Annotated in this window: 13 protein-coding genes and 2 pseudogenes; 9 read left to right on the top strand and 6 right to left on the bottom strand. The window is 70.3% G+C overall.

Going from position 1 to position 19,970, the window contains the following annotated elements:
• Positions 1–65 precede the first annotated feature (65 nt).
• From CRV15_RS28065 to CRV15_RS28085, 5 genes are read left to right on the top strand one after another with little or no spacing between them, the layout of a single operon-like run.
• Positions 66–6,491, top strand: coding sequence for a type I polyketide synthase (locus CRV15_RS28065; protein WP_003959182.1), 6,426 nt, complete (start codon positions 66–68; stop codon positions 6,489–6,491).
• The gene (locus tag CRV15_RS28070; protein WP_003958802.1) at positions 6,488–7,372 is read left to right on the top strand and encodes a 3-hydroxyacyl-CoA dehydrogenase family protein; all 885 of its coding nucleotides are present in this window, start codon (positions 6,488–6,490) and stop codon (positions 7,370–7,372) included. Before CRV15_RS28065 ends, CRV15_RS28070 begins: the two co-directional genes overlap by 4 nt.
• Positions 7,372–7,680, top strand: a complete 309-nt coding sequence (locus tag CRV15_RS28075) for an acyl carrier protein (RefSeq protein ID WP_003958801.1) — start codon at positions 7,372–7,374, stop codon at positions 7,678–7,680. Before CRV15_RS28070 ends, CRV15_RS28075 begins: the two co-directional genes overlap by 1 nt.
• Complete coding sequence (locus CRV15_RS28080) at positions 7,673–8,782, top strand: acyl-CoA dehydrogenase family protein (RefSeq protein WP_003958800.1); 1,110 nt, start codon at positions 7,673–7,675, stop codon at positions 8,780–8,782. The genes CRV15_RS28075 and CRV15_RS28080 overlap by 8 nt, the downstream gene beginning before the upstream one ends.
• 20 nt (positions 8,783–8,802) lie before the next feature.
• Positions 8,803–9,867: an HAD-IIIC family phosphatase gene (locus CRV15_RS28085; protein ID WP_003959181.1), complete on the top strand. Its 1,065-nt coding sequence runs from the start codon at positions 8,803–8,805 to the stop codon at positions 9,865–9,867.
• 23 nt (positions 9,868–9,890) lie between these two features.
• Here CRV15_RS28085 and CRV15_RS28090 read toward each other — a convergent pair whose 3' ends face one another.
• Positions 9,891–10,553: an O-methyltransferase gene (locus CRV15_RS28090; RefSeq protein WP_003958798.1), complete on the bottom strand. Its 663-nt coding sequence runs from the start codon at positions 10,551–10,553 to the stop codon at positions 9,891–9,893.
• Positions 10,554–10,950: 397 nt separating this feature from the next.
• Positions 10,951–11,424 (bottom strand): hypothetical protein, encoded by a 474-nt coding sequence (locus CRV15_RS28100; protein ID WP_003958796.1) that lies wholly within the window; start codon positions 11,422–11,424, stop codon positions 10,951–10,953.
• Positions 11,425–11,697: 273 nt separating this feature from the next.
• On the opposite strand from CRV15_RS28100, the gene CRV15_RS28105 reads away from it, so the two are divergent.
• The 4 genes from CRV15_RS28105 to CRV15_RS28120 all read left to right on the top strand — a co-directional run bounded on the left by CRV15_RS28105 (position 11,698) and on the right by CRV15_RS28120 (position 18,163).
• On the top strand, positions 11,698–12,003 hold the full coding sequence (locus CRV15_RS28105) for a hypothetical protein (RefSeq protein ID WP_003958795.1): 306 nt from the start codon (positions 11,698–11,700) through the stop codon (positions 12,001–12,003).
• Between the two features lie 489 nt (positions 12,004–12,492).
• Positions 12,493–16,899 carry a restriction endonuclease fold toxin 5 domain-containing protein gene (locus tag CRV15_RS28110; protein WP_003959178.1) on the top strand — a complete coding sequence of 1,469 codons (4,407 nt, stop codon included), beginning with the start codon at positions 12,493–12,495 and terminating at the stop codon, positions 16,897–16,899.
• A 48-nt stretch (positions 16,900–16,947) separates the two neighbouring features.
• A complete protein-coding gene (locus tag CRV15_RS28115) occupies positions 16,948–17,376 on the top strand; it encodes a hypothetical protein (RefSeq protein ID WP_230864081.1) in 429 nt (142 codons plus the stop codon).
• Between the two features lie 271 nt (positions 17,377–17,647).
• Positions 17,648–18,163 (top strand): hypothetical protein, encoded by a 516-nt coding sequence (locus CRV15_RS28120; RefSeq protein WP_009995024.1) that lies wholly within the window; start codon positions 17,648–17,650, stop codon positions 18,161–18,163.
• Here the strand turns inward: CRV15_RS28120 and CRV15_RS28125 are convergent.
• From CRV15_RS28125 to CRV15_RS28135, 4 genes and pseudogenes are all read right to left on the bottom strand, one after another.
• Positions 18,111–18,653, bottom strand: a complete 543-nt coding sequence (locus CRV15_RS28125; RefSeq protein WP_231632914.1) for a transposase — start codon at positions 18,651–18,653, stop codon at positions 18,111–18,113. The genes CRV15_RS28120 and CRV15_RS28125 overlap by 53 nt on opposite strands.
• A pseudogene (locus CRV15_RS28130) lies at positions 18,539–19,159 on the bottom strand (IS3 family transposase); the annotation flags it as partial. The pseudogene CRV15_RS28130 and the gene CRV15_RS28125, both read right to left, overlap by 115 nt.
• Before the next feature lie 22 nt (positions 19,160–19,181).
• A pseudogene (locus CRV15_RS37935) lies at positions 19,182–19,319 on the bottom strand (transposase); the annotation flags it as partial.
• 56 nt (positions 19,320–19,375) lie between these two features.
• Positions 19,376–19,558 (bottom strand): helix-turn-helix domain-containing protein, encoded by a 183-nt coding sequence (locus CRV15_RS28135; RefSeq protein WP_230864080.1) that lies wholly within the window; start codon positions 19,556–19,558, stop codon positions 19,376–19,378.
• Between the last annotated feature and the right edge of the window lie 412 nt (positions 19,559–19,970).

Here is a 19,970-nt window from a genome sequence, read left to right on the forward strand (position 1 = left end):
CACACGAAGAACACGAAGAACACGAAGAACACGAAGAGCGGGGAGAGGGGGGAGGAAGGACGGACATGCCCACGGACCAGGTCATCGAGGCGCTGCGCGCCTCGCTCCTCGACAACCAGCGCCTGCGGCAGGAGAACCGCAGGCTCGCCCACGCCTCCCGGGAACCGGTGGCCGTCGTGGCGATGAGCTGCCGCTACCCCGGTGGTGTCCGCTCCCCGGAAGACCTGTGGGAGCTGCTGGTCAAGGAACGCGACGCCGTGACCGGCTTTCCCGTGGACCGGGGCTGGGACCTGGACGGCATGTACGACACCGACCCGGACACCCCGGGCACCTCGTACGCGCGCGCGGGCGGATTCCTCCACGACGCCGCGGACTTCGACGCGGGTTTCTTCGGTATCTCGCCCCGTGAGGCGGTCGCGATGGACCCGCAGCAGCGGCTGCTCCTGGAGACCTCCTGGGAGGCGCTGGAACGGGCCGGTATCGACCCGCACACCCTGCGCGGCAGCCGTACCGGCGTGTACGCGGGGGTCATCTACAGCGAATACGGGTCCCGTCTGACACGGGTGCCCGCGGAGCTGGAAGGGTTTCTGGGCACCGGCAGCATCCCGAGTGTCGCTTCCGGCCGGGTCGCCTACATTCTCGGCCTGGAGGGGCCCGCGATCACCGTTGACACTGCCTGCTCCTCCTCCCTCGTCGCCGTCCATCTGGCCTGTCAGGCCCTGCGGGCGGGCGACGCGGGTCTGGCCCTCGCCGGCGGGGTGACCGTCATGGCGACCCCCGGCTTCTTCGTGGGCTTCAGCCGTCAGCGCGGCCTGGCGCCCGACGGCCGGTGCAAGTCGTTCTCCGCCACCGCCGACGGCGCGGGCTTCGGCGAGGGCGTCGGGATGCTGCTGCTGGAACGGTTGTCGGACGCGCGCCGCAACGGTCATCCGGTGCTCGCGGTGATCCGTGGTTCCGCCGTCAACCAGGACGGTGCCTCGAACGGTCTCACCGCGCCCAGCGGCCCCGCCCAGCAACGGGTCATCCGCGCCGCGCTCGCCGACGCGGGACTGACCGCCGCCGACATCGACGCCGTCGAGGCCCATGGCACCGGAACGGTCCTGGGCGACCCGATCGAGGCGGGGGCCGTTCTCGCCGCCTACGGCCAGGACCGGCCCGCCGACCGTCCACTGTGGCTCGGTTCGCTGAAGTCGAATATCGGCCACACCCAGGCCGCCGCAGGCGTGGGCGGTGTCATCAAGACGATCCTGGCCCTGCGGCACGGCCTGCTGCCGCGCACCCTGCACATCGACCGGCCCACGCCGCAGGTCGACTGGACCGGGGGCGCCGTGCGCCTGCTCACGTCCGCGACCCCCTGGCCGGACACCGGCGGCCCGCGCCGGGCAGGGGTCTCCTCGTTCGGCGCGAGCGGCACCAACGCCCATATCGTCCTGGAGGCCGCCCCTGACGACCTGCGGCGGGCGGACGGTACGGGGGAGGGGGAGCACACCGGCCCCGTCGCCCTGCCCCTGTCCGCCAGGTCCCCCGAGGCCCTGTGTGCCCAGGCTGCCGCCCTGCACGCCCATGTGACGGCGGACCCGTCCCTGCGTCCGGTCGACATCGCCCACTCCCTGGCCACCGGCCGTTCCCGGTTCCCCGAACGCGCGGTCGCGGTGGGCGGGAACCGTGCCGAACTGCTCGCCTGCCTCGCCGCGCTGGCGCGGGGCGAACAGCCCCCCGGCACCGCGCTCGGCACCGCCCCGCGCGGCGGACGCAAGGCCGTGTTCGTGTTCCCGGGGCAGGGGTCGCAGTGGGCGGGGATGGCGGTGGGGCTGTTGGACGGTTGTGGGGTGTTCGCGGCTCGGATGGCGGAGTGTGAGCGGGCTCTGGGTCCGTTTGTCGACTGGTCGTTGACGGAGGTGGTGCGGGGGGTTTCCGGGGTTTCGTCGGTGGACCGGGTGGATGTGGTGCAGCCGGTGTTGTGGGCGGTGATGGTGTCGCTGGCGTCGGTGTGGCGTGCCTATGGGGTGGAGCCGGTGGCGGTGGTGGGTCATTCGCAGGGTGAGGTCGCGGCGGCTGTGGTGGCGGGTGCGCTGTCGCTGGAGGACGGGGCGAGGGTGGTGGCGTTGCGGAGCCGGGTGCTGCGGGGGCTGACCGGCCGGGGCGGGATGTTGTATGTCCCGCTTCCGCCGGTTGAGGCGGAGCGTTGGATCGGTGGCTGGAAGGGGCGGTTGTCGGTGGCGGCGGTCAATGGCCCGTCGTCGGTGACTGTGTCCGGTGACCCGGAGGCCCTGGACGGGTTGCACGCCTGTCTGGCGGACGAGGGGGTGTTGTGCTGGCGGGTTCCGGGGGTCGACTTCGCCGGGCACTCGCCCCAGATCGGCGAGATCCGTGAGGATCTGCTCACGCTGCTGTCCGGTATCGCGCCGCGCCCGTCCCGGGTTCCGTTCTGTTCGACGGTCACGGGCGGTCTCCTCGACACCACCGCCCTCGACGCCACGTACTGGTACCGCAACCTGCGGACGACGGTCCGTTTCGCGGAAGCCGTCCGCAGCCTCCTCGACGCGGGCCACCGCGCCTTCGTCGAGATCAGCACCCACCCCACCCTCACCTACGGAACGGAGTTGTCGACCGCCGGGTCCGACGCCGAGCCGCACGGGGACATCGCGGTGATCGGCACCCTGCGCCGTGACGAGGGCGGCCCGGGGCGCATGCTCCTGTCCCTGGGCGAGGCGTACACGGCCGGACTGCCCGTCGACTGGGCCGCGGCCCTCAAGGGGACCGGCGCCCGCCGCTGCGAGCTGCCCACCTACGCCTTCCAGCGCCGCCGGTACTGGCTCGACGCGCCCCCGCAGGCCGCCGCCCCCGCCGACGCGGCCCGGCGCGGCGTCCGTCACCCTCTGCTGGGTGCCGTCGTGGACCTGCCCGGCGCGGACACCGTTTTCACGGGGCGGCTGTCCGTGGCCCGCCATCCCTGGCTGGCCGACCACGCCGTCGCGGACACGGTCCTGCTGCCCGGCGTGGCCTTTCTGGAGATGGCGGCCCACGCGGGCCGCAGACTCGGCAGCGAGCTGGTCGAGGAGCTGACCCTCGCGGCGCCGCTGACCCTCCCGTCGGGGGACGCCGCCGCCCTGGGCGTTCAGCTCCGGCTCACCGTCGGCCCGGCGGACACGGCCGGACGGCGCACGGTCGCGTTCCACTCCCGGCCCGACGACCCGGGAGCCGAGGGGGAGTGGACCCGCCACGCGAGCGGTTTCCTCGCCCCCCGCCCGGCGGACCCGCCCACCCCGTCCGGGCCCTGGCCGCCCGCCGGGGCCGAACCTCTGGACATCGGTGCCCTGTACGAGGCGCTGGAGTCCCGCGGCGTCGGCTACGGTCCCGCGTTCCGGGGGCTGCGCGCCGCGTGGAGCCGGGGCGGGGAGACCTTCGCCGAGGTGGCCCTCCCCGACGGCGTGCCGCACGGCCCCGGCCCCGGCCACGACGCGGGGCCCGGGCCGGGGTTCATCGTGCATCCCGCGCTGCTGGACGCAGCCCTGCACCCCATCGGCCTGCGGTCCGAACGCCATGACGGCCCCGCCCGGGACGAGGCGGCGGACGGCGTGCCCCTGCCGTTCTCCTGGAGCCGTGTGCTGCTCAGCGCGGGCGGCGGCCGGGTACTGCGGGTGGCGCTGCGGCGCGACGGCCCCGATACGGTGAGCGCACGGATCACCGGGGAGGACGGCCGGCCCGTCGCGGAGATCGGTTCGCTGACGACCCGGGCGGCCTCGCCCGCTCTGCCGGTCCCCGCCGAACGGTTTCTGTTCCAGGTGACGTGGGAACGGGTCACGCCCGCCGCCCCGGCCCCTGCGGGACGCTGGGCGTTGTACGGGGACGGCGATGCCCGTCTGCTGCCCCACGGCGCCGCCGAACCGCTTCCGCACGACCCTCCCACCGCCTGGGAAGCCTTCCGCGCCGTGGTGCTGACGTGCCCCCCGCCCGCTTCGGGCAACGAGGCCGACGCGGACGGCCCCGACAGCGACAAAAGCAATAAAAGCCTCGACGGTTCCACACCGCCCGGGAAACCGGAGACAGTCCACACCACCACCGCGGCGATTCTCGACCGGCTCCAGACCTGGCTGGCCGCCGCCCCCGCAACGGATGTCCCACTGATCGTGCTCACACAGGGCGCCGCAGGTCCCGGTGACGGACCGGTGGACGTGGCGGGAGCCGCGGTGTGGGGGCTGGTGCGCTCGGCCCAGCTCGAACACCCCGGCCGACTCCTCCTCCTGGACACCGACGACCCACACGCCACGGCCGCCGCCCTGCCGTCCGTTCTCGCGGCCGGCGAACCACAGCTCGCGCTGCGGAACGGGGCCCTCTTCGCACCGAGGCTCACCCGCCCGTCCGCACCCGCGCGCCACCGGGCGCACACCACCGCCACCGGCGGAAACACCCCGTTCGGCCCGGACGGCACCGTCCTGCTGACCGGCGGCGGCGGTGTTCTCGCCGGTGTCCTCGCCCGCCATCTGGTGTCCGCGCACGGCGTGCGCCGTCTCGTCCTCCTCGGCCGCCGGGGACCCGACGGACCGGGCATGCCCGAACTGACGGCGGAGCTCACCGCGGCGGGCGCCCAGGTCACCGTCACCGCCTGCGACGTGGCCGACCGCACGGCCCTCGCCCGCACCCTGGCGGCCGTCCCCGCACGTCATCCGCTGCGCGCCGTCGTCCACACGGCCGGCGTCCTGGACGACGGCGTGCTGGAGGCGCAGACACCCGGCCGGATGAGCGCGGTCCTGCGCCCCAAGACCGACGGCGCCTGGCATCTGCACGAACTGACCCGTACGGCCCGGCTGACAGCCTTCGTCGTCTTCTCCTCGGCCGCCGGGGTCTTCGGCAGCCCCGGCCAGTCCTCCTACAGCGCGGCCAACGCCTGCCTGGACGCCCTGATGACGGCCCGCCGCAGGCTCGGGCTGCCCGCCACCGCGCTCGCCTGGGGACTGTGGGAGCGGCGCACGGGCCTGACCGCCGACCTGCCCGAGACGGACCTGCGGCGCATGGCCCGCGCCGGTGTGCGGGGACTGACCACGGACGAGGGACTGGCGCTCTTCGACGCCGCGCTCGCCCTGGACGACCCCGCGCCCCTCGCGGTCCGCCTCGACCTCGCCGCCCACCGGGAGCCCGTACCACCCCTGCTGCGGCTGCTGCTCCGGGCACCCGCGCCCGCCCGCCCCGGTGGCCCGCCCGGTGCGGAGTCGCTGCGCGCGCAACTCGCGGCCCTGGACACACAGGAACAGCTCAAACGGCTCATGGATCTGGTCCTCACCCAGGCCGCCGACGTCCTCGGCCACCCCACCACGGCCGCCCTGCGCCCCGACGACCCCTTCCTCTCGGCCGGGTTCGACTCTCTGACCGCGGTCGAGCTGCGCAACCGGCTCGCCGCCCGCACCGGGCTGCGGCTGCGCCCCACCCTGGTGCTCGACAGCGGCACCCCGGCCCGGCTCGCCGAACTGCTCCGCACCGAACTCATCACCGCCACCACTGCTACCGGCACCGGCACCGGCGACGGGCCGGGTGGTGCCGTGTCCGGCCCGGCGGCGGGCCCGGTCGGTTCCCTGTTCCGGCAGATGTGCGAACGGGGCAGGACCGACGACGCGATCGCGCTGCTGAAACATGCCTCGGCCCTGCGGGAGGACTTCCGCTCCGGCGCCCCGGAGCCGCCACCGGGAACGGACCGCCCCCGGCTGCTGCGACTGTGCTCCCGCGCCCCCGCAGCCCCGGGCGCGCCCGGCGCCGACAGCGTCCCGGAGCTGGTCTGCTTCGGTTCCGTCGTGGCCCTCGGCGGGGCCCACCAATACGCCCGTTTCGCCGCGTCCTTCCAGGGCCGCTACGGCGTCAGCGCCCTCGCGGCTCCCGGTTTCCTGCCGGGCGAACCGCTTCCCGCCGACATGGACGCGCTGCTCGACCTCCAGGCCGCGGCCCTGCTCACCGCTTCCGGGAACCGGCCACTGGTGCTGCTGGGCTCCTCCTCCGGCGGCACGCTGGCCCACGGCGTGGCCGCCCGCCTGGAGGAGCGGGGCGCGGGACCCGCCGCCGTGGTCCTGATCGACACGTTCCTCTCGGACAACGCGGGCATCACCCAGTTCAACGATGTCCTGATCGGCGGGATGTTCACACGTGAGGAACGGGCCGCTCCCCTGGACGACACCCGCCTCACCGCGATGGGCCGCTACTTCCGCCTCCTGGACACCTGGACGCCACCCGCCGTGCGCGCCCCCATCCTGCTCGTCCGCGCCCGTGAACCGCTCGGCGAACCCGTGCCCGGAGCGGGCGAGTGGCGGGCGGTCTGGCCCGGCGCACACACCGTCACAGAGGTGCCCGGTGACCACTTCTCGCTGATGGAGGAGCACGTGGACACCACGGCACGAGCGATTTCCGACTGGCTCGTACGGCTCCCCGCCGCCACGGCGCCCTCTCCAGGCCCCACCCCTGTCCCTGCTTCCCAACACCCCCGACAGCCCAGGAGAGGCGCATGACACGCGCGCCGCACAAGGACACCAGCCCCTCGACGCCCCGCCGGATCGCCGTCCTCGGCGCCGGTGTGATGGGTGTGGGCATCACCGCCCTGGCCCTCAGCCACGGCCTGCCGGTCCTGCTCGTCGACCCCGACCCGGCACAACTCGGCCGGGCCCGGGCCCGGATCGGCGACGAACTGCGGATGGCGCAGCTCATGGGCCACCTCCCGGCCGCCGCCGACACCGCCGCACTCGACACAGCCGCCGTGCCCGACGGCGTCAGCGACGCCACCGCCGTCATCGAGGCCATCACCGAGGACACCGCACTCAAGGCCCGGGTCCTGACGGAGATCTCGGCACGGGTCCGCCCCGGCACCCCGCTGATCACCAACACCTCGTCGATCCCCGTCGGCGAGCTCGCCGGGCACGCGCTGCGCCCCGGTGACGTCGTCGGTACACACTTCATGAACCCGCCGTACCTCATTCCCACGGTCGAGGTGATCCGGGGCCCGCGGACCTCGGAGGTCACCATGGCCGCAGTCGGGGCCCTGCTGGGCACGCTCGGACGACGGCAGGTCGTGGTCCGGGACGCTCCCGGGTTCGTCACCAGCCGTGTCCTGCACCCGATGATCAACGACGCGGCACGGGTGGTCCAGGAGGGCACCGCGAGCGCCGAAGCGGTCGACGCCCTGATGGAAGGCTGTCTCGGACACCCGACCGGCCCGCTGCGCACCGCCGACCTGATCGGCATCGACAACCTCGTCGACTCGCTGCGAGTGCTGCACGAACGCACCGGCGACGACGGCTGCCGCCCCTGTGACCTGCTGCTGGACAAGGTCCGGCACGGCCTGCTCGGCCGTAAGTCCGGCCGTGGCTTCTACGACTACCAGGAGGAGAACTGATGGAGACCGCAGGCGAGGGCCGAGGCACGGCACCGGGAGAGGCAGAACTGCCGGGGGACACGGAGCAGGAGGTGCTGCGTTTCCTCCAGGCACGGACCAGGCGCCCCTGGCAGACCGATACGGACCTGTTCGCGAAGGGCGGACTGTCCTCACTGTTCGCGATGGAACTCGTCGTCCATCTGGAGAAGTCCTTCGGCGTGTCCATCCGGGGCGCCGATCTCAGGCTCGACAACTTCCGCACCGTCGAAGCGATGACGGCCCTCGTGCAACGGCTGCGCGCGTCCGCCGCCGGAGCCCGAGGTGAGTGACGGCCTCTCCCGTGCGAGCGCCGAGGTCACGGAGCTGATCGCGGACCGTGCCGACGGCTGGGACCGCACCGGCCTGCTCCCGGTGGATCTCCTGCGGACTCTGGGCGCGGCGGGGCGGCTGTGCCCCCAGGTGCCACCCGCCCACGGCGGCTGGGGCCTGTCCAGCCGCTCCTGCGGCGAGTTCACCGCCCACGTCGGCAGCCTCTGCGGTTCGGTACGGAGCGTGATGACCTCGCAGTCGATCGCCGCCGGGACCGTCGAACGCTTCGGCACCCCCGCGCAGCAGGCGGCCTTCCTGCCCCGGCTGACCGGGGGCGAACTGGCGGCAGCCGGATTCAGCGAACCGGCCGCGGGCAGCGACCTGTCCGCCATCACCACCCGTATCCGCCGAGACGGAGACACCGTCGTCCTCGACGGGCACAAGATCTGGGTGACAGCCGCCCACTACGCCGACCTGCTCATCCTGTTCGGCCGGTACGAGGACGGCGCGGCAGCCGTCGTCGTACCCGCCTCCGCGCCCGGTGTGCGGATCGAACGGGTCGGCGACCCCCTCGGCTGCCGGGCGGCGGGCCACGCCGACATCACCCTCGACGCCGTCCGGGTACCGGCCGGGAATCTGCTCGGAGGACACAGCCTGCCGCTGCCGTTCCTGGTCACGACCGCTCTCGCCCACGGCCGGATGTCCGTGGCCTGGGGCTGTGTGGGCATCCTGCGCGGCTGCCTCAAGGCAGCGGGACAACATGCCGCCCGCCGCAGCCAGTTCGGTGTCCCGCTGGGCGGGCACCAGCTCGTCGCCCGCCATCTCGCCGAACTGCTGGTCGCGAAAGAGACCGCCACCCGGGCCTGCGAACACGCCTCCCGGTGCTGGGACGAAGGCTCGCCGGACCAGGTGATGGCGACCGTGCTGGCCAAGTACCTCAGCGCGCGGGAGGCCGCCCGGGGCGCCGCGACCGCCGTCCAGGTACTGGCCTCCGCGGGCGCTCGGGACGGCCATGTGGTGGCCCGCGCCCACCGGGACGCCAAACTGATGGAGATCATCGAAGGAAGCAGCGAGATGTGCCAGCTCCTGCTGGCCCGCTACGCGCCCGGTGGTGCCGCGTGAAGGGAGACAGCACTCCCATAGTGAAATGCCTGGTCTGGGACCTGGACGAGACCCTGTGGCGGGGCACCCTGCTGGAGGACACGGAGGTGACCCTGCCGGACGCGATACGGGATGTCCTGCTGGAGCTCGACTCCCGCGGCATCCTCCACTCCATCGCCAGCAGGAACGACCACGAACACGCCTGGGAACGTCTCGAACAACTCCGGATCGCCGACTGGTTCGTCCTGCCCCAGATCGGCTGGGGCGCCAAGTCCGCGGCCATCCGCCGGATCGCCGAGGGCCTGAACTTCGCCCCCGCCACGATCGCCTTCATCGACGACCGGCCCGCCGAACGAGCCGAGGTCACCCGCCATCTGCCCGCGGTGCGCTGCTACCCGGCCGAAGCAGCCCCGGGCCTGCCGGGACTGCCCGAGTTCACCCCACCGGTCCGGACCGCGGACTCCCGCCGCCGCCGCGAGATGTACCAGGCCGGATTCCGGCGCGCCGCAGCCCGCGCCGAAGCCACCGGACCGGACGAGGACTTCCTGCGCACCCTGGCCCTTCAGATGCGCATCGACCGTGCCACCCCGGAAGAACTCGCGCGCGTCGAGGAACTCACCCTGCGGACCAGCCAGATGAACGCCACCGGTGTCCACTACGGCGACACGGAACTGCGCGCGCTGCTCACCCACCCCGCCCACGAGGTGCTGGTGGTCACCCTCACCGACCGGTTCGGCCCGCACGGCGCGGTCGGCCTGCTGCTGCTGGAACGGCATCCGGCAGTGTGGCATCTCAAACTCCTGGCCACCTCCTGCCGGGTGGTGTCCTTCGGGGCGGGGGCGACCCTGCTGAACTGGCTCATCGACGCCGCGGCCCGCGCCGGTGTCCATCTCGCCGCCGACTTCCGGCCCACCGGCCGCAACCGGATGATGGAGATCGCCTACCGGTTCGCGGGCTTCGAGGAACAGCCCTGCGGCTGCGCTGCCCCTCTCCCCGTGGTGGCGGACGGCCTTCAGCGGCTGCATCTGCTGCCCGTACCCCGTCCGGTGTCCACAACGATCCGCATCGAAGCGGTCGACCTCGACAGGGTTACCGGACCCGGCTGAGAGGGGCGGTCGGCGAGTGGGGATCAGCGTTTACGGGCGAGGGTGATGCCGTCGGCCATGGGCAGGAGCGAGAGATCCACCCGTTCGTCGTGCAGGAGCGCCGCGTTCAGCCCGCGTATCGCCCTGCTGTCGGGGTCCTGGGCACCGGGGTCGGTGACACGGCCGAAGAAGAGGGTGTTGTCGATGACGACCAGACCACCGGGCCTGGTCAGCGTGAGCGCCTTCGCGTAGTAGACCGGGTAGCCGGCCTTGTCCGCGTCGATGAACACGAGGTCGAAGCTGTCGGGCCCCCGCTCAGCGAGCAGCCCCTCCAGGACACCGGCCGCGTCCCCGATCCGCAACTCGATCCGCCCGTCCACACCCGCCCGCTTCCAGTAGGGAAGGCCGATGTCCGGCCACCGGTCGGTGATGTCGCAGGTCACCACCGTCCCCCCGGCGGGCAGGGCACGGGCCATGCACAAGGTGCTGTAGCCGGTGAACGTCCCGATCTCCAGGACCGCGCGTGCCCCGGTCAGCCGGACGAGAAGGCCCAGCAACTGCCCCTCCTCCGCCATGACCTGCAACGCGGCTCCACCGGGCAGCCGCGCCGTCTCCTCCCGCAGCCCCCGCAGTATGTCGTCGTCCCGCAGGGACACCTCCCTGACATACGCGAGCAGTCCGGCGGTCGGGTCTGTCTGGTTCGCCAAGGCGCAGCACTCCTTCTGTGGTGGTGGGTGCCAGGCAGGGTTGCTGCCTGACTCCGTGGAGGAGCGGTTCTCCACGTCCAGTTCGGAGAGGCCGTACGTAATGGACGACAGTCTGTCAGCGGGGCCGTACCGGGTACATCTGTCAGCTTGACTCTGTCGGGGATCTTGGGGTTTCCCGGTGCGGCAGCATGGTCAACGGGCATGCTCGGGTGGTTCCGATGACTGATGCAGCTCCTGGACGTGGCCGTCGGCCCAAACCTTGATCTCGGTCCGGTCGAAGGACACACCATGGCCCGTCTGGGCGACCCCGGCTGCTACCTCGACTCCACGACGTGGACCAGGCCCCCCGGGCCAGCGATCGATCTCTGCCGCCTCGGCCCGTGCACCCCTGCCTGCTCTATCGAACTGGTCCGCACTCGTCGATGATCACGGTGGGCTCTGACAGGAAGATGTCCGGGTCGACGTGTCCGTAGGCGATGTTGAACGTGTCGAGCCAGTACGACCAGCCGCGGATTCCCAGGGCGCTGGTGAACCGGTAGTTCAACTGCCAGCGGACCCACTGCCCGGGAAGCAGCCGAACCGCTGGTGGCCTGCGCGGCCTGGGAGGCAGCCCGAAGAGCGGCTCGACACGGGCGAGCACCCGGAGCCGGTCGCCTTCGTCCCGCAGGCTGACACCGGTCTCGCGAAGGTTCTTCCGGCTCGAACGCGGCTCGAAGCCGTCACGCTCGGACATATGGACAAAGTGGGCAGATCCAAGAGGTATCTGAGGCAACGAGAAACCGACCGGTGCTGTGTTCCTGCGGGCAGCCGCCTCCCCGCCCCGGGACTGCTTCGTCCAGGACGTCTTGATCCACTGCACCGTGATGTCCACCGCACCTGCCCTTCGCCGAGAGCCTACGGTCACCATGTGCGTGACGTCACCCAGGGGTCCGACGTCACGGCAAGGCCCGCCGCGTGGTCGAGAGTCAGGGTCAACCGGCTCAAGAACGACCGTCCGGCCGTCACCCGGTTCGGCAAGCGCAGCCCGTTTCCAAGCCACCGTTCTGCTCGCCGCGATCGGGGAAGGCGGTGACCGGCCCGCGCTGTCAGTCCCACGTGCCATGCTGACCGCAGCCAGGGCCAAGAGGGTAGGAGAGAGGCAACGATGAGCGCTCAGTACTACGGCGCCCGGAGCGAGAACGGCGACCGCATCGACGACCCCTCCGAGGACGCGCTGTTCATGATGATCAGCGACCTCAACAACTCCGACAACACCTTCGTCGTCGTCCAGCCGGACGAGGACGACCCCGTGTGGTTCACCTCAGTGGCCGTCCTGGACGACGAAGACGCTTACGAGATCGTCCGCCGCGACACCACCTGCAACGAGCACGGGATCACCATGGCGACCAGCGTCAACGACATCGCCCGCGACCTCACCATCTGGATGGCAGCCCGGGACAGCCGCAGGTGATCCGAGCGGTGCAGGCCTCGATGCCGATGCTCCGCTCGCGGCGGATGGTGTCGCGATCGGCGACCTCATACTGAGACCTTCGGGCGTGATGTCGCGATACTGCACAGGTTCGGAACCGCGGTCCTGTCTGGCAGCCCGGCGATATCACGCAGAGATCGTCAGTAGCTGACAGCGGCCACCGCTGCAAAACGGCTCTGAGCTGCTCAACTCCTCGGTCGTACAGCGGTAATTGTCTATCCGCGCCTGCCGCTCTGTGGGTACCATCCTGCCCCCCGGGTCCGATCATCTGTTCTCTGTCCGGACCCAAAACTTGAGCGGCCGCCAGGATCGGGGACTCGAGGCCGCTGAAGCATGCCGGCCCCGCCGCATCCTCCGGCCGGCTCCCCGACCGGAACGGGTACGTCATTGCGCTCCAGACCCCCAAGACCCTCCCGACCCCTGCTTCGGCTGTCCCGCCTGACCAGCCGCCTGCTCCCACCGCTGCTCGCCATGGCCGTGGTGACCGGGGTAGGCGTGACCAACGAATACACGGCACCGCCGACCGAACTGGCCGCCGACTACGACTGGTACGAAGACACTGCCGCCGAGCAGCTGCGGCAGGACCAGTGCCTGATGAGCGACGTACTGCGGCTCGGCGGACCGGCTATGGCCGCCACCGCACAAGACGGTCTCAATCAGAGTCCGGAGCGGCTGCGGGAACTCGCGAAACGGGAACACTGGGAGGGCACCCCGCTCGCCACCGCGTACCAGTCGGACCGGAACGCCGCCTCTGCCGAGCTGAACCGGCTCAACACGCTCCACAACAGCTGGAAAATAGATGGACTCGAGAGCCCGGGAGGCTTCGACTACGGCGAGTCCTTCCAGTGGCCGCCCGGGACCAGCGGTGACGACGGTGAGGACTTCCACACCCAGACCGGCCTCACGACATGGATCGCCGACCGGTTCTGGAAGAGCGAGTACGACTTCTACGAAGACGCGACTCCGCCTGCCGACGCGAAGACCATCGCGGCGGTCAAGGCCCTGGGACAGCCGCTGTACGGCAGCGAACCCGACCCGTCCGGGCCCGACTGGAACCGGCAACTCGCCGTGCGGAGCGCCTACGACCACCTGACGAACTGGAGCCTGGAGCCGACCGGAGCGGACAACGCCCGCATCTTCCTGAGCTCGGGCGGCTTCCCGAACAAGGCACCGGTCCCGGGCACCGCCGAGCACCGGATCACGGTCGAGAACCTCAAGGCCCGCTTCGCCTCCTGCTCGTGGCGTGACCCGATGGACCCGGAGAAGGCCCTCGGGGAAGTCTCCGCGACCGCCGCGACCGAGTGGCAGCAGGAGATCGCCTCGCAGGCCGCCCGGCGCAACGACATCTTGAACGCGAACAAGAACGCCGTCCAAGCGCTGACCGCGGCCTCCGACTCGATGGGCAAGATGCTCGGCCACTCATGGGTCGCCGACCACATCACCCGCTGGCAGGACTACTGGTCCCCGGGCGGCATCGGCTGGATCGGCAGCTCCCCGATGACCGTCCAGATCCCGGGCGCAGCCGGCAAGTGCCTGGGCGTACAGAGTTCCGGCACCGCGAACGGCACGCCCGTCGAGGTCGTCGCCTGCTCCTCGGCAACGGCCCAGCAGTGGAGCGTCAACGGGAGTTACGGCGCGGGCTACAGCCTGCTGAACCAGAACTCGAACAAATGCCTAGACGTGGCCACCAACCACACGAAGATCCAGATCTGGACCTGCAACGGCACGCCCATGCAGTCGTGGAAGTTCGGCGTCCGCGCCGGCACCACCCTGCAGAACCGCGGGGCGAACAAGTGCCTGAACTTCCCCACCTACACCGCCGGGCAGGACGCCCTCGCGGCTGCCTGCAGCACCGCCGCCACACAGAAGGTGCTGTTCAAGGTCTCCGGGAACAACGGCAGCGTCCCGCCGACGGCGGAGTTCGCCACGGCGGTGAAACGACTGAACGTGGCACGTGTAGGGGCGAAGACCGAGCTGGCCAAGCTCAGGAGCCAGGTACCGGCCGCGACAGCCGCCCAGACCGCCAGCGCCACCGCCGAACAGGCTGCCTACGCGATCGCTGACGTAAACGGTGCGCCCCGGGGCCGCGGCCTGCTGGTGGGCCAGCAGAAGGCACAGGTCACGCAGGGGGCGGCGGCCGCAGTCACGGCGCTGGTGAAGGCGGGCGAGACCGCCGAGGCCGCCACCGAGGCGGCTGCCACTGACAGCGCCACGATTGCCCAGCGGGCACTGGCGCAGACCGCACAGTCCAAGGCGGAGTTCCGCAAACAGGCGGCCCACAGGGCTGAGCTCCAGGCCAAAGCGGCAGCGGACGGGGCCAGGCTGCACCGCGACAACGCCAAGAAGGACAAGGAACTGGCCCAGGCCAAGCTTGCCGAGACGCTGAAGGCTGAGGGCGAGACGAAGGCGGCCGCTGCCGACGCGCGTGCCAAGCGGTTGAAGGCCGAGGCTGAGGAGAAGACGGCCAAGGCGGAGAAGGAGACCGCCGCCGCCAAGCAGGCCGAGGCCAGTCGGCACAAGCAGACAGCGCAGGCTGAGGCGGTCAACGCGCAGGAGGCCAAGAAGAAGGCTGAGACCGCCGAGGCGACCGCGATCGCACGCGAGAAGGACGCCGCCAAGGCTCGTGACAAGGCACGCGATCTCAACGCCGACGCGTGGGACGCCGCGCAGAGGGCGAACTCCGCTCGCGCCAAAGCCGACGCCAAGGAGGCATACGCCCAAGCGCGTAAGTCTGAAAGCAACGCCCAGGAGGCCCGGGCCGCAGCAGACGCGGCCTCCTCGGAAGCGGATGCCGCCGAGGAAGCCTCAAACAGGGCACATATCGCAGCGGAGGCTGGGACCGAGGCAGCAGCTGAGGCGGACGCCGCCGCTACCCGAGCCGATGCGGCCGCCCAGAGGTCGCGTGCGTACGCGGAGGAGGCACAGGCCGCAAAGCTGAGGGCCGACGCCGCAATGAGTACCGCGACCAGCGCAGCGGCCGACGCCATCAAGGCATCCGAAGCCGCCTCCGCTGAAGCCGAGTCTGCTGTCAGGTTGGCAGAAGAGGCAGAGAAACTGGCCGCCACCGCCCTGACCCAGGCGAATGAGGCGGCCAAGGAAGCCGGTAAAGCCCTCGCCGCTTCGGCGAAGGCATCGGGCTTCGCCCATGTCACCGCCCAGGTCGCCGTAGACGCGGGCAACGCCGCTGCCCAGGTTGCCAAGCCGGCCAACGACGCGATCCAGCTCGGCTCTCCGTATGTCACCAAGGACTCGGCCGCATCCCTGGTGGTCCTGTCCGGCCAAGCGGCGAAGAGCATCGCCGAGCAGCAGAAGGCCGTCGCCGACGCCCATGCCGCGAACGCGCAGTCCGAGGCCGCCGCGGCCAAGATTCTCGCCGACCAGGCAGCCGGCGACGCGAAGGTCGCCTACACACACGCAGCCAATGCCGCCACCCACGCAGCGAGCGCCCGAACCTATTCCAAGGAAGCGCTGGAGCACGCGGCTGGAGCCGCCACGGCCGCCTCTGCAGCGGCGGCGTCCCTGGCACGCACCATTGAGTACGGTCGCGAGGCCACCGCAGACGCGGCAGCGGCCGATCGGGCAGCGGGGCGCGCCGAAAGTCACGCGAAGGAGGCACGGGACTCAGCGGACCAAGCCGCGCTCGACGCCGCTGCTGCACGCGAGGCTGCTGCCGCGGCCGAGCGGGCCGCCGAGGACGCCCGTGCTGCTGCCCGCCGCGCTGATATCGCCGCCACGGGTGCCGAAGAGGCTGCTAAGGAGGCCCTGAAGTCCGCCCAGGATGCCCAGAAAGCAGTAGAGGAAGCAGCGCGGAACACCGCCAACAAGCAGGTCTCGACCGGGGCGGGCACTGGAGTCGGTGGCACGTGGTACGTCGTCGATGAGGACAGCCTCGAGGTCACCGACACCAAACAGCATGAACCCTGCGAGATCAACATCGGGTTCGAGGGCTGCACGGTCACCTTCACGGTCACCTTCGCCGCGATGGTCGACTTCTTCCTGTGTGCCAACCCGGATGTGCCCGCCAGTGCCAGCGGCTGCCCGGCCGAGGACACACTGCTTATCAAGAGCCAGCGATTCGATGGTCTGCAGAAGAGGGTCACCGAGTACTTCACCAAGCTGCAGCTCATTGAGCAGACCCTCACCTACAAGATCATCAAGGCGGTCCTTGTCCAGGACTTCATCGACTGCTGGCAGGGCAGTGCGAGCGGTTGCGCTTGGGCGCTGAGCAACTTTGTTCCCGGCAAGGCGCTCGAGAAGGTCGTCGATGGCATCCGGGCCTTGGATGCCGCGATGAAGACCGGAGTCGGGGTTCGGGACGCGTTCACCGCTCTGAAGGCCCTGGACGACATCGATCCTGCAACCCTGGCGAAACTTGAGAAGACGGTCAACGCCTCCGAAGACTTTGCCAAAGCTTGTCCGAGGCAGGCCGGGGCTGTAGCAAGAGTTGCCTTCTCCGCCACCATGGCTGCCGATGCTTGCTGGGCCGATCTGACGGGGCCAGGTGAGTGGAAGGCGGAGAACGAGAGCATGAAGGCGGCCGCTCTCGCCTACCAGATGCGGATCACCGGTGTTCCCCAGGGCATGGTGTACCGGCTCACCGCGGCTACGAAGTCAGGATGGGTGAAGTTCGACGGGTTCAGGAAAGGAACCCTGCTCGACGCCAAATATGGATACCTTGGGTTCATCAATCCCAAAACCGGAAAATTCTACACGTGGTACAAGAGCGCCGCTGAAGAGGCTCACAGGCAGAACAAAGCCTACGAGAAGCATGGCCTGCCGATCGTCTGGCACTGTTCTGAGGCTGACGCGGTACCCGTATTCAAGGCGATGCTGAAAGACGAGGGCATCACCAGCATCACCGTCGTGCACACGCCATAGCGGGGAAGTCCGCCAGGCACCAGGATGGTGATCGCCACCTAGAGTGAGGTGATCACCATCCTCGCCTGGCACACAAGGAAGCAGAGGGTCACACGTATGGGATACGGGATTTCCCTGCACCGGTTCGTTGACGGCGAGCCCGAGGCACTGGACGAGCGGGTGGTCAGGGAGACGTTGGCGCCCTATGCCGTGGAGATGGGCGAGGACGTCGAGGAGATGCTGATCCGGGCCGTGGACGGGGGAGAGGCGGAAGTGAACGTGAGTGCCGACGGCATCAGCGTGCACCGCTTCCCGACGGGTGGCGTGGTGGATGTCATCGCCGAACTGGCCAATCGCCTCAGCGCCGCCATCCTTCTTCCGGACGGCGCCTTGGTGAGCAGTGAGGAGCAGCGTGCGAATCTGCCGGACGGACTGAGGGACATGGCTGCTGTCATCGAGATGACGGGACCGACCTTGCGGGCCGCGCTCCGCTCATGACATCGATGCTCGGCCGCTGGGTGAGCTGGGCGTGAAGTCGGTGAAACCGCTGCCAACGAGTCCGAGGAAAGGCTGAGTTAACCAAGCGCTGGAAAACTCGACTTCGGGTTGGCTCGACCACCGCGCGGACGGACAGAATTATCCGACGCTGTCGGCTAATCCCGGGCCTCGATACTTCGCCCCGTCGTTACACGGCGGGGCGAAGTGCTGCCAGGGGAATGGCTCAGGTCCGGGCGCGGGACTTGCCGCTGAGGTGGCGTCGGTGCTGGGAATGCTGGAGGGTCGGGAGGCGGCTGCCCGGGTGCGGGTGGAGGGTCTGCGGGAGGAAGCCGCGCGGTTGGCTGAGGTGTTGGAGGCGGCGGAGATCGAGCTGGACCGGCGGGTGATTGCGCGGGAGGAGCTGGTCGAAGCCCTGGCCGTGTCCGCCGCAGAGTCCACTGCCGTGACCGAGGCGGGGGCGCAGCGGGAATCAGCGGCGCCGGCCGTGCCGCTGCCGGGGTCGGTGGTGCCGCCCTGGCGGGACGGGTTGCAGGTGAGCGTGCTCGCGCCCGACTACCAGTGGATTCTGGGCATGCTGGAGAAGCGCCGGTCCGCGGGCGAGGGACCGGTGATGGCCAGGGAGATCGCGGTTCAGCTGGGCCTTGGGACAACGCCGGCGAAGGTTGAGGGGCTGAGGTCGAAGGCGAGGCGTCTGGCGGAGCGCGGGTGGCTCCTCGCCGAAACGTCGGGAGCGTTCAGTGCGGGCCGGCGGCCCGTGGCCGTGCCAGACGCCGGCTCATCCGCGTGATCATCGACCACCGGATCACCGCCTCGCTGGTGGCGGGCAGTTTCTCGTAGTCCCGGGCCAGGCGGCGGGAGTTCATCAGCCATGCGAACGTGCGCTCTGCCACCCAGCGTCCGGGGAGGACCACGAACCCGGTCATGTCGTCGGTGCGCTTGACGATCTCCAGGGTCATGGCGAGTTTGTCCCGGCACCAGCCGACGAGGGAGCCGGTGTAGCCGCCGTCGGCCCAGACGAGGGTGATGTCGCGGTGCAGACGGCGCAGACGGGTCAGCAGTCCTGCCGCGGTATCCCGGTCGCCGGTGTTCGCGGCGGTGACCGCGACGACCAGGAACAGGCCCAGGGTGTCAGTGGGCCTTGACCCGGAGTCTTGGACACGGGTTACGCGGCTTGAGCCATGGTAGTTGTGGTTGTGTCGAGTGCTCTCTCGTAGACGATGGGACTGCGTTGTCCGAGTCGGGAGTGACGGCGTCTTGTGCTGTAGCGGTGCAGCCAGCGGAACGCGTCGAGGCGGGCCTCGCGTTCGCTGGACCAGCGCTTTCGGCCCTGGAGGGTCTCGCGTTTGAACGTGGCGTTGAAGGATTCGGCGAGCGCGTTGTCCGCGCTGGAGCCGATCGCGCTCATGGACTGGCGGACGCTGGCCTGGCGGCAGGCGTCGGCGAAGGCCCGGCTGGTGTACTGGGCCCCGTGGTCGGTGTGCATGACTGCCCCGGCGAGGCTGCCGCGGGCACGTTCGGCGGCGGCCAGCGCGTCGGTGACGAGCTCGGTGCGCATATGGTCCGCTATCGCCCAGCCGGCCAGGCGGCGCGAGGCGAGGTCGATGACGGTGGCCAGGTACAGGAACTTCCCGCCGTCCAGCGGGAGGTAGGTGATGTCGCCGACGTACTTCGTGTTCGGCTCGCTTGCCGTGAAGTCGCGGCCGATGAGGTCCGGGGCCTTCGCTGCGGCCAGGTCCGCAACAGTGGTGCGGTGTCTGCGGCGCAAGCGCACGCCCGCCAGCCCGGCGCCCCCGGGACCGGCTCGCTCCGGCCGCCCGGACCCAGTTCCGCAAGGTCTCGGGGTTGATCCCCAGATCGGCGGCGACCTGCCTGATCGTCGCCTCGGGCCGCGACTGGTACAGCGCGACCGCGTCCGCCTTGAACTGCGGCGGATAGTTCTTCATGACCACGAGATGTCCGTTCTCAGATCCTCAGGATCCAGTGTCTCGTGTGTCCAGGATCAAGGGTCAAGGCCTGTCTGCCACTTGCCCCACCAGTTGTCCACAGCCCTGACCGAGACCTTGAACAGGGCGGCAACCTCCATCCGGTCCCGCCCCTCCATCAGCGCCGACACCGCCAGCAACCGCACAGCCTCCTGCGCGTCCGGCGACCAGGCCCGCGCGTCCCCCACCAGATCACTCACACCCCATCAACGAGCCTGAACTTAAAGCGTTTCGGATCAATAGAGCATAAGCGGCAATCCGCCTAGATCAAACGCCCTCTTAGGGTTTGCTGCTGACTCCGTTGTTGGAGGAGCGGCTTCCACGTCCAGTTCGGAGAGGCCGTACGTAATGGATGACAGTCTGTCAGCGAGGCCGTATCGGATAAATCTGTCACCGACGCTCGGGGCCGCTTCGTAACACAAGCCCCCAACCCGGAGCGCAAGAGGCCGCCAGCTGCTGACCTTGCACATTGCATCACTCTGGAGCGACTTCAATGATGCTGGCCTTGCCGCCCCCGACTCCTCCTCACGTCAACAGCCGGCTGCTGTTACTGCGTGCGCGGAGCGCACAGTATTCCCGCTTGCGGGAATACCACTACCGCGCTTGCGCGGT

Source organism: Streptomyces clavuligerus (genome assembly GCF_005519465.1).
Taxonomy (GTDB): domain Bacteria; phylum Actinomycetota; class Actinomycetes; order Streptomycetales; family Streptomycetaceae; genus Streptomyces; species Streptomyces clavuligerus.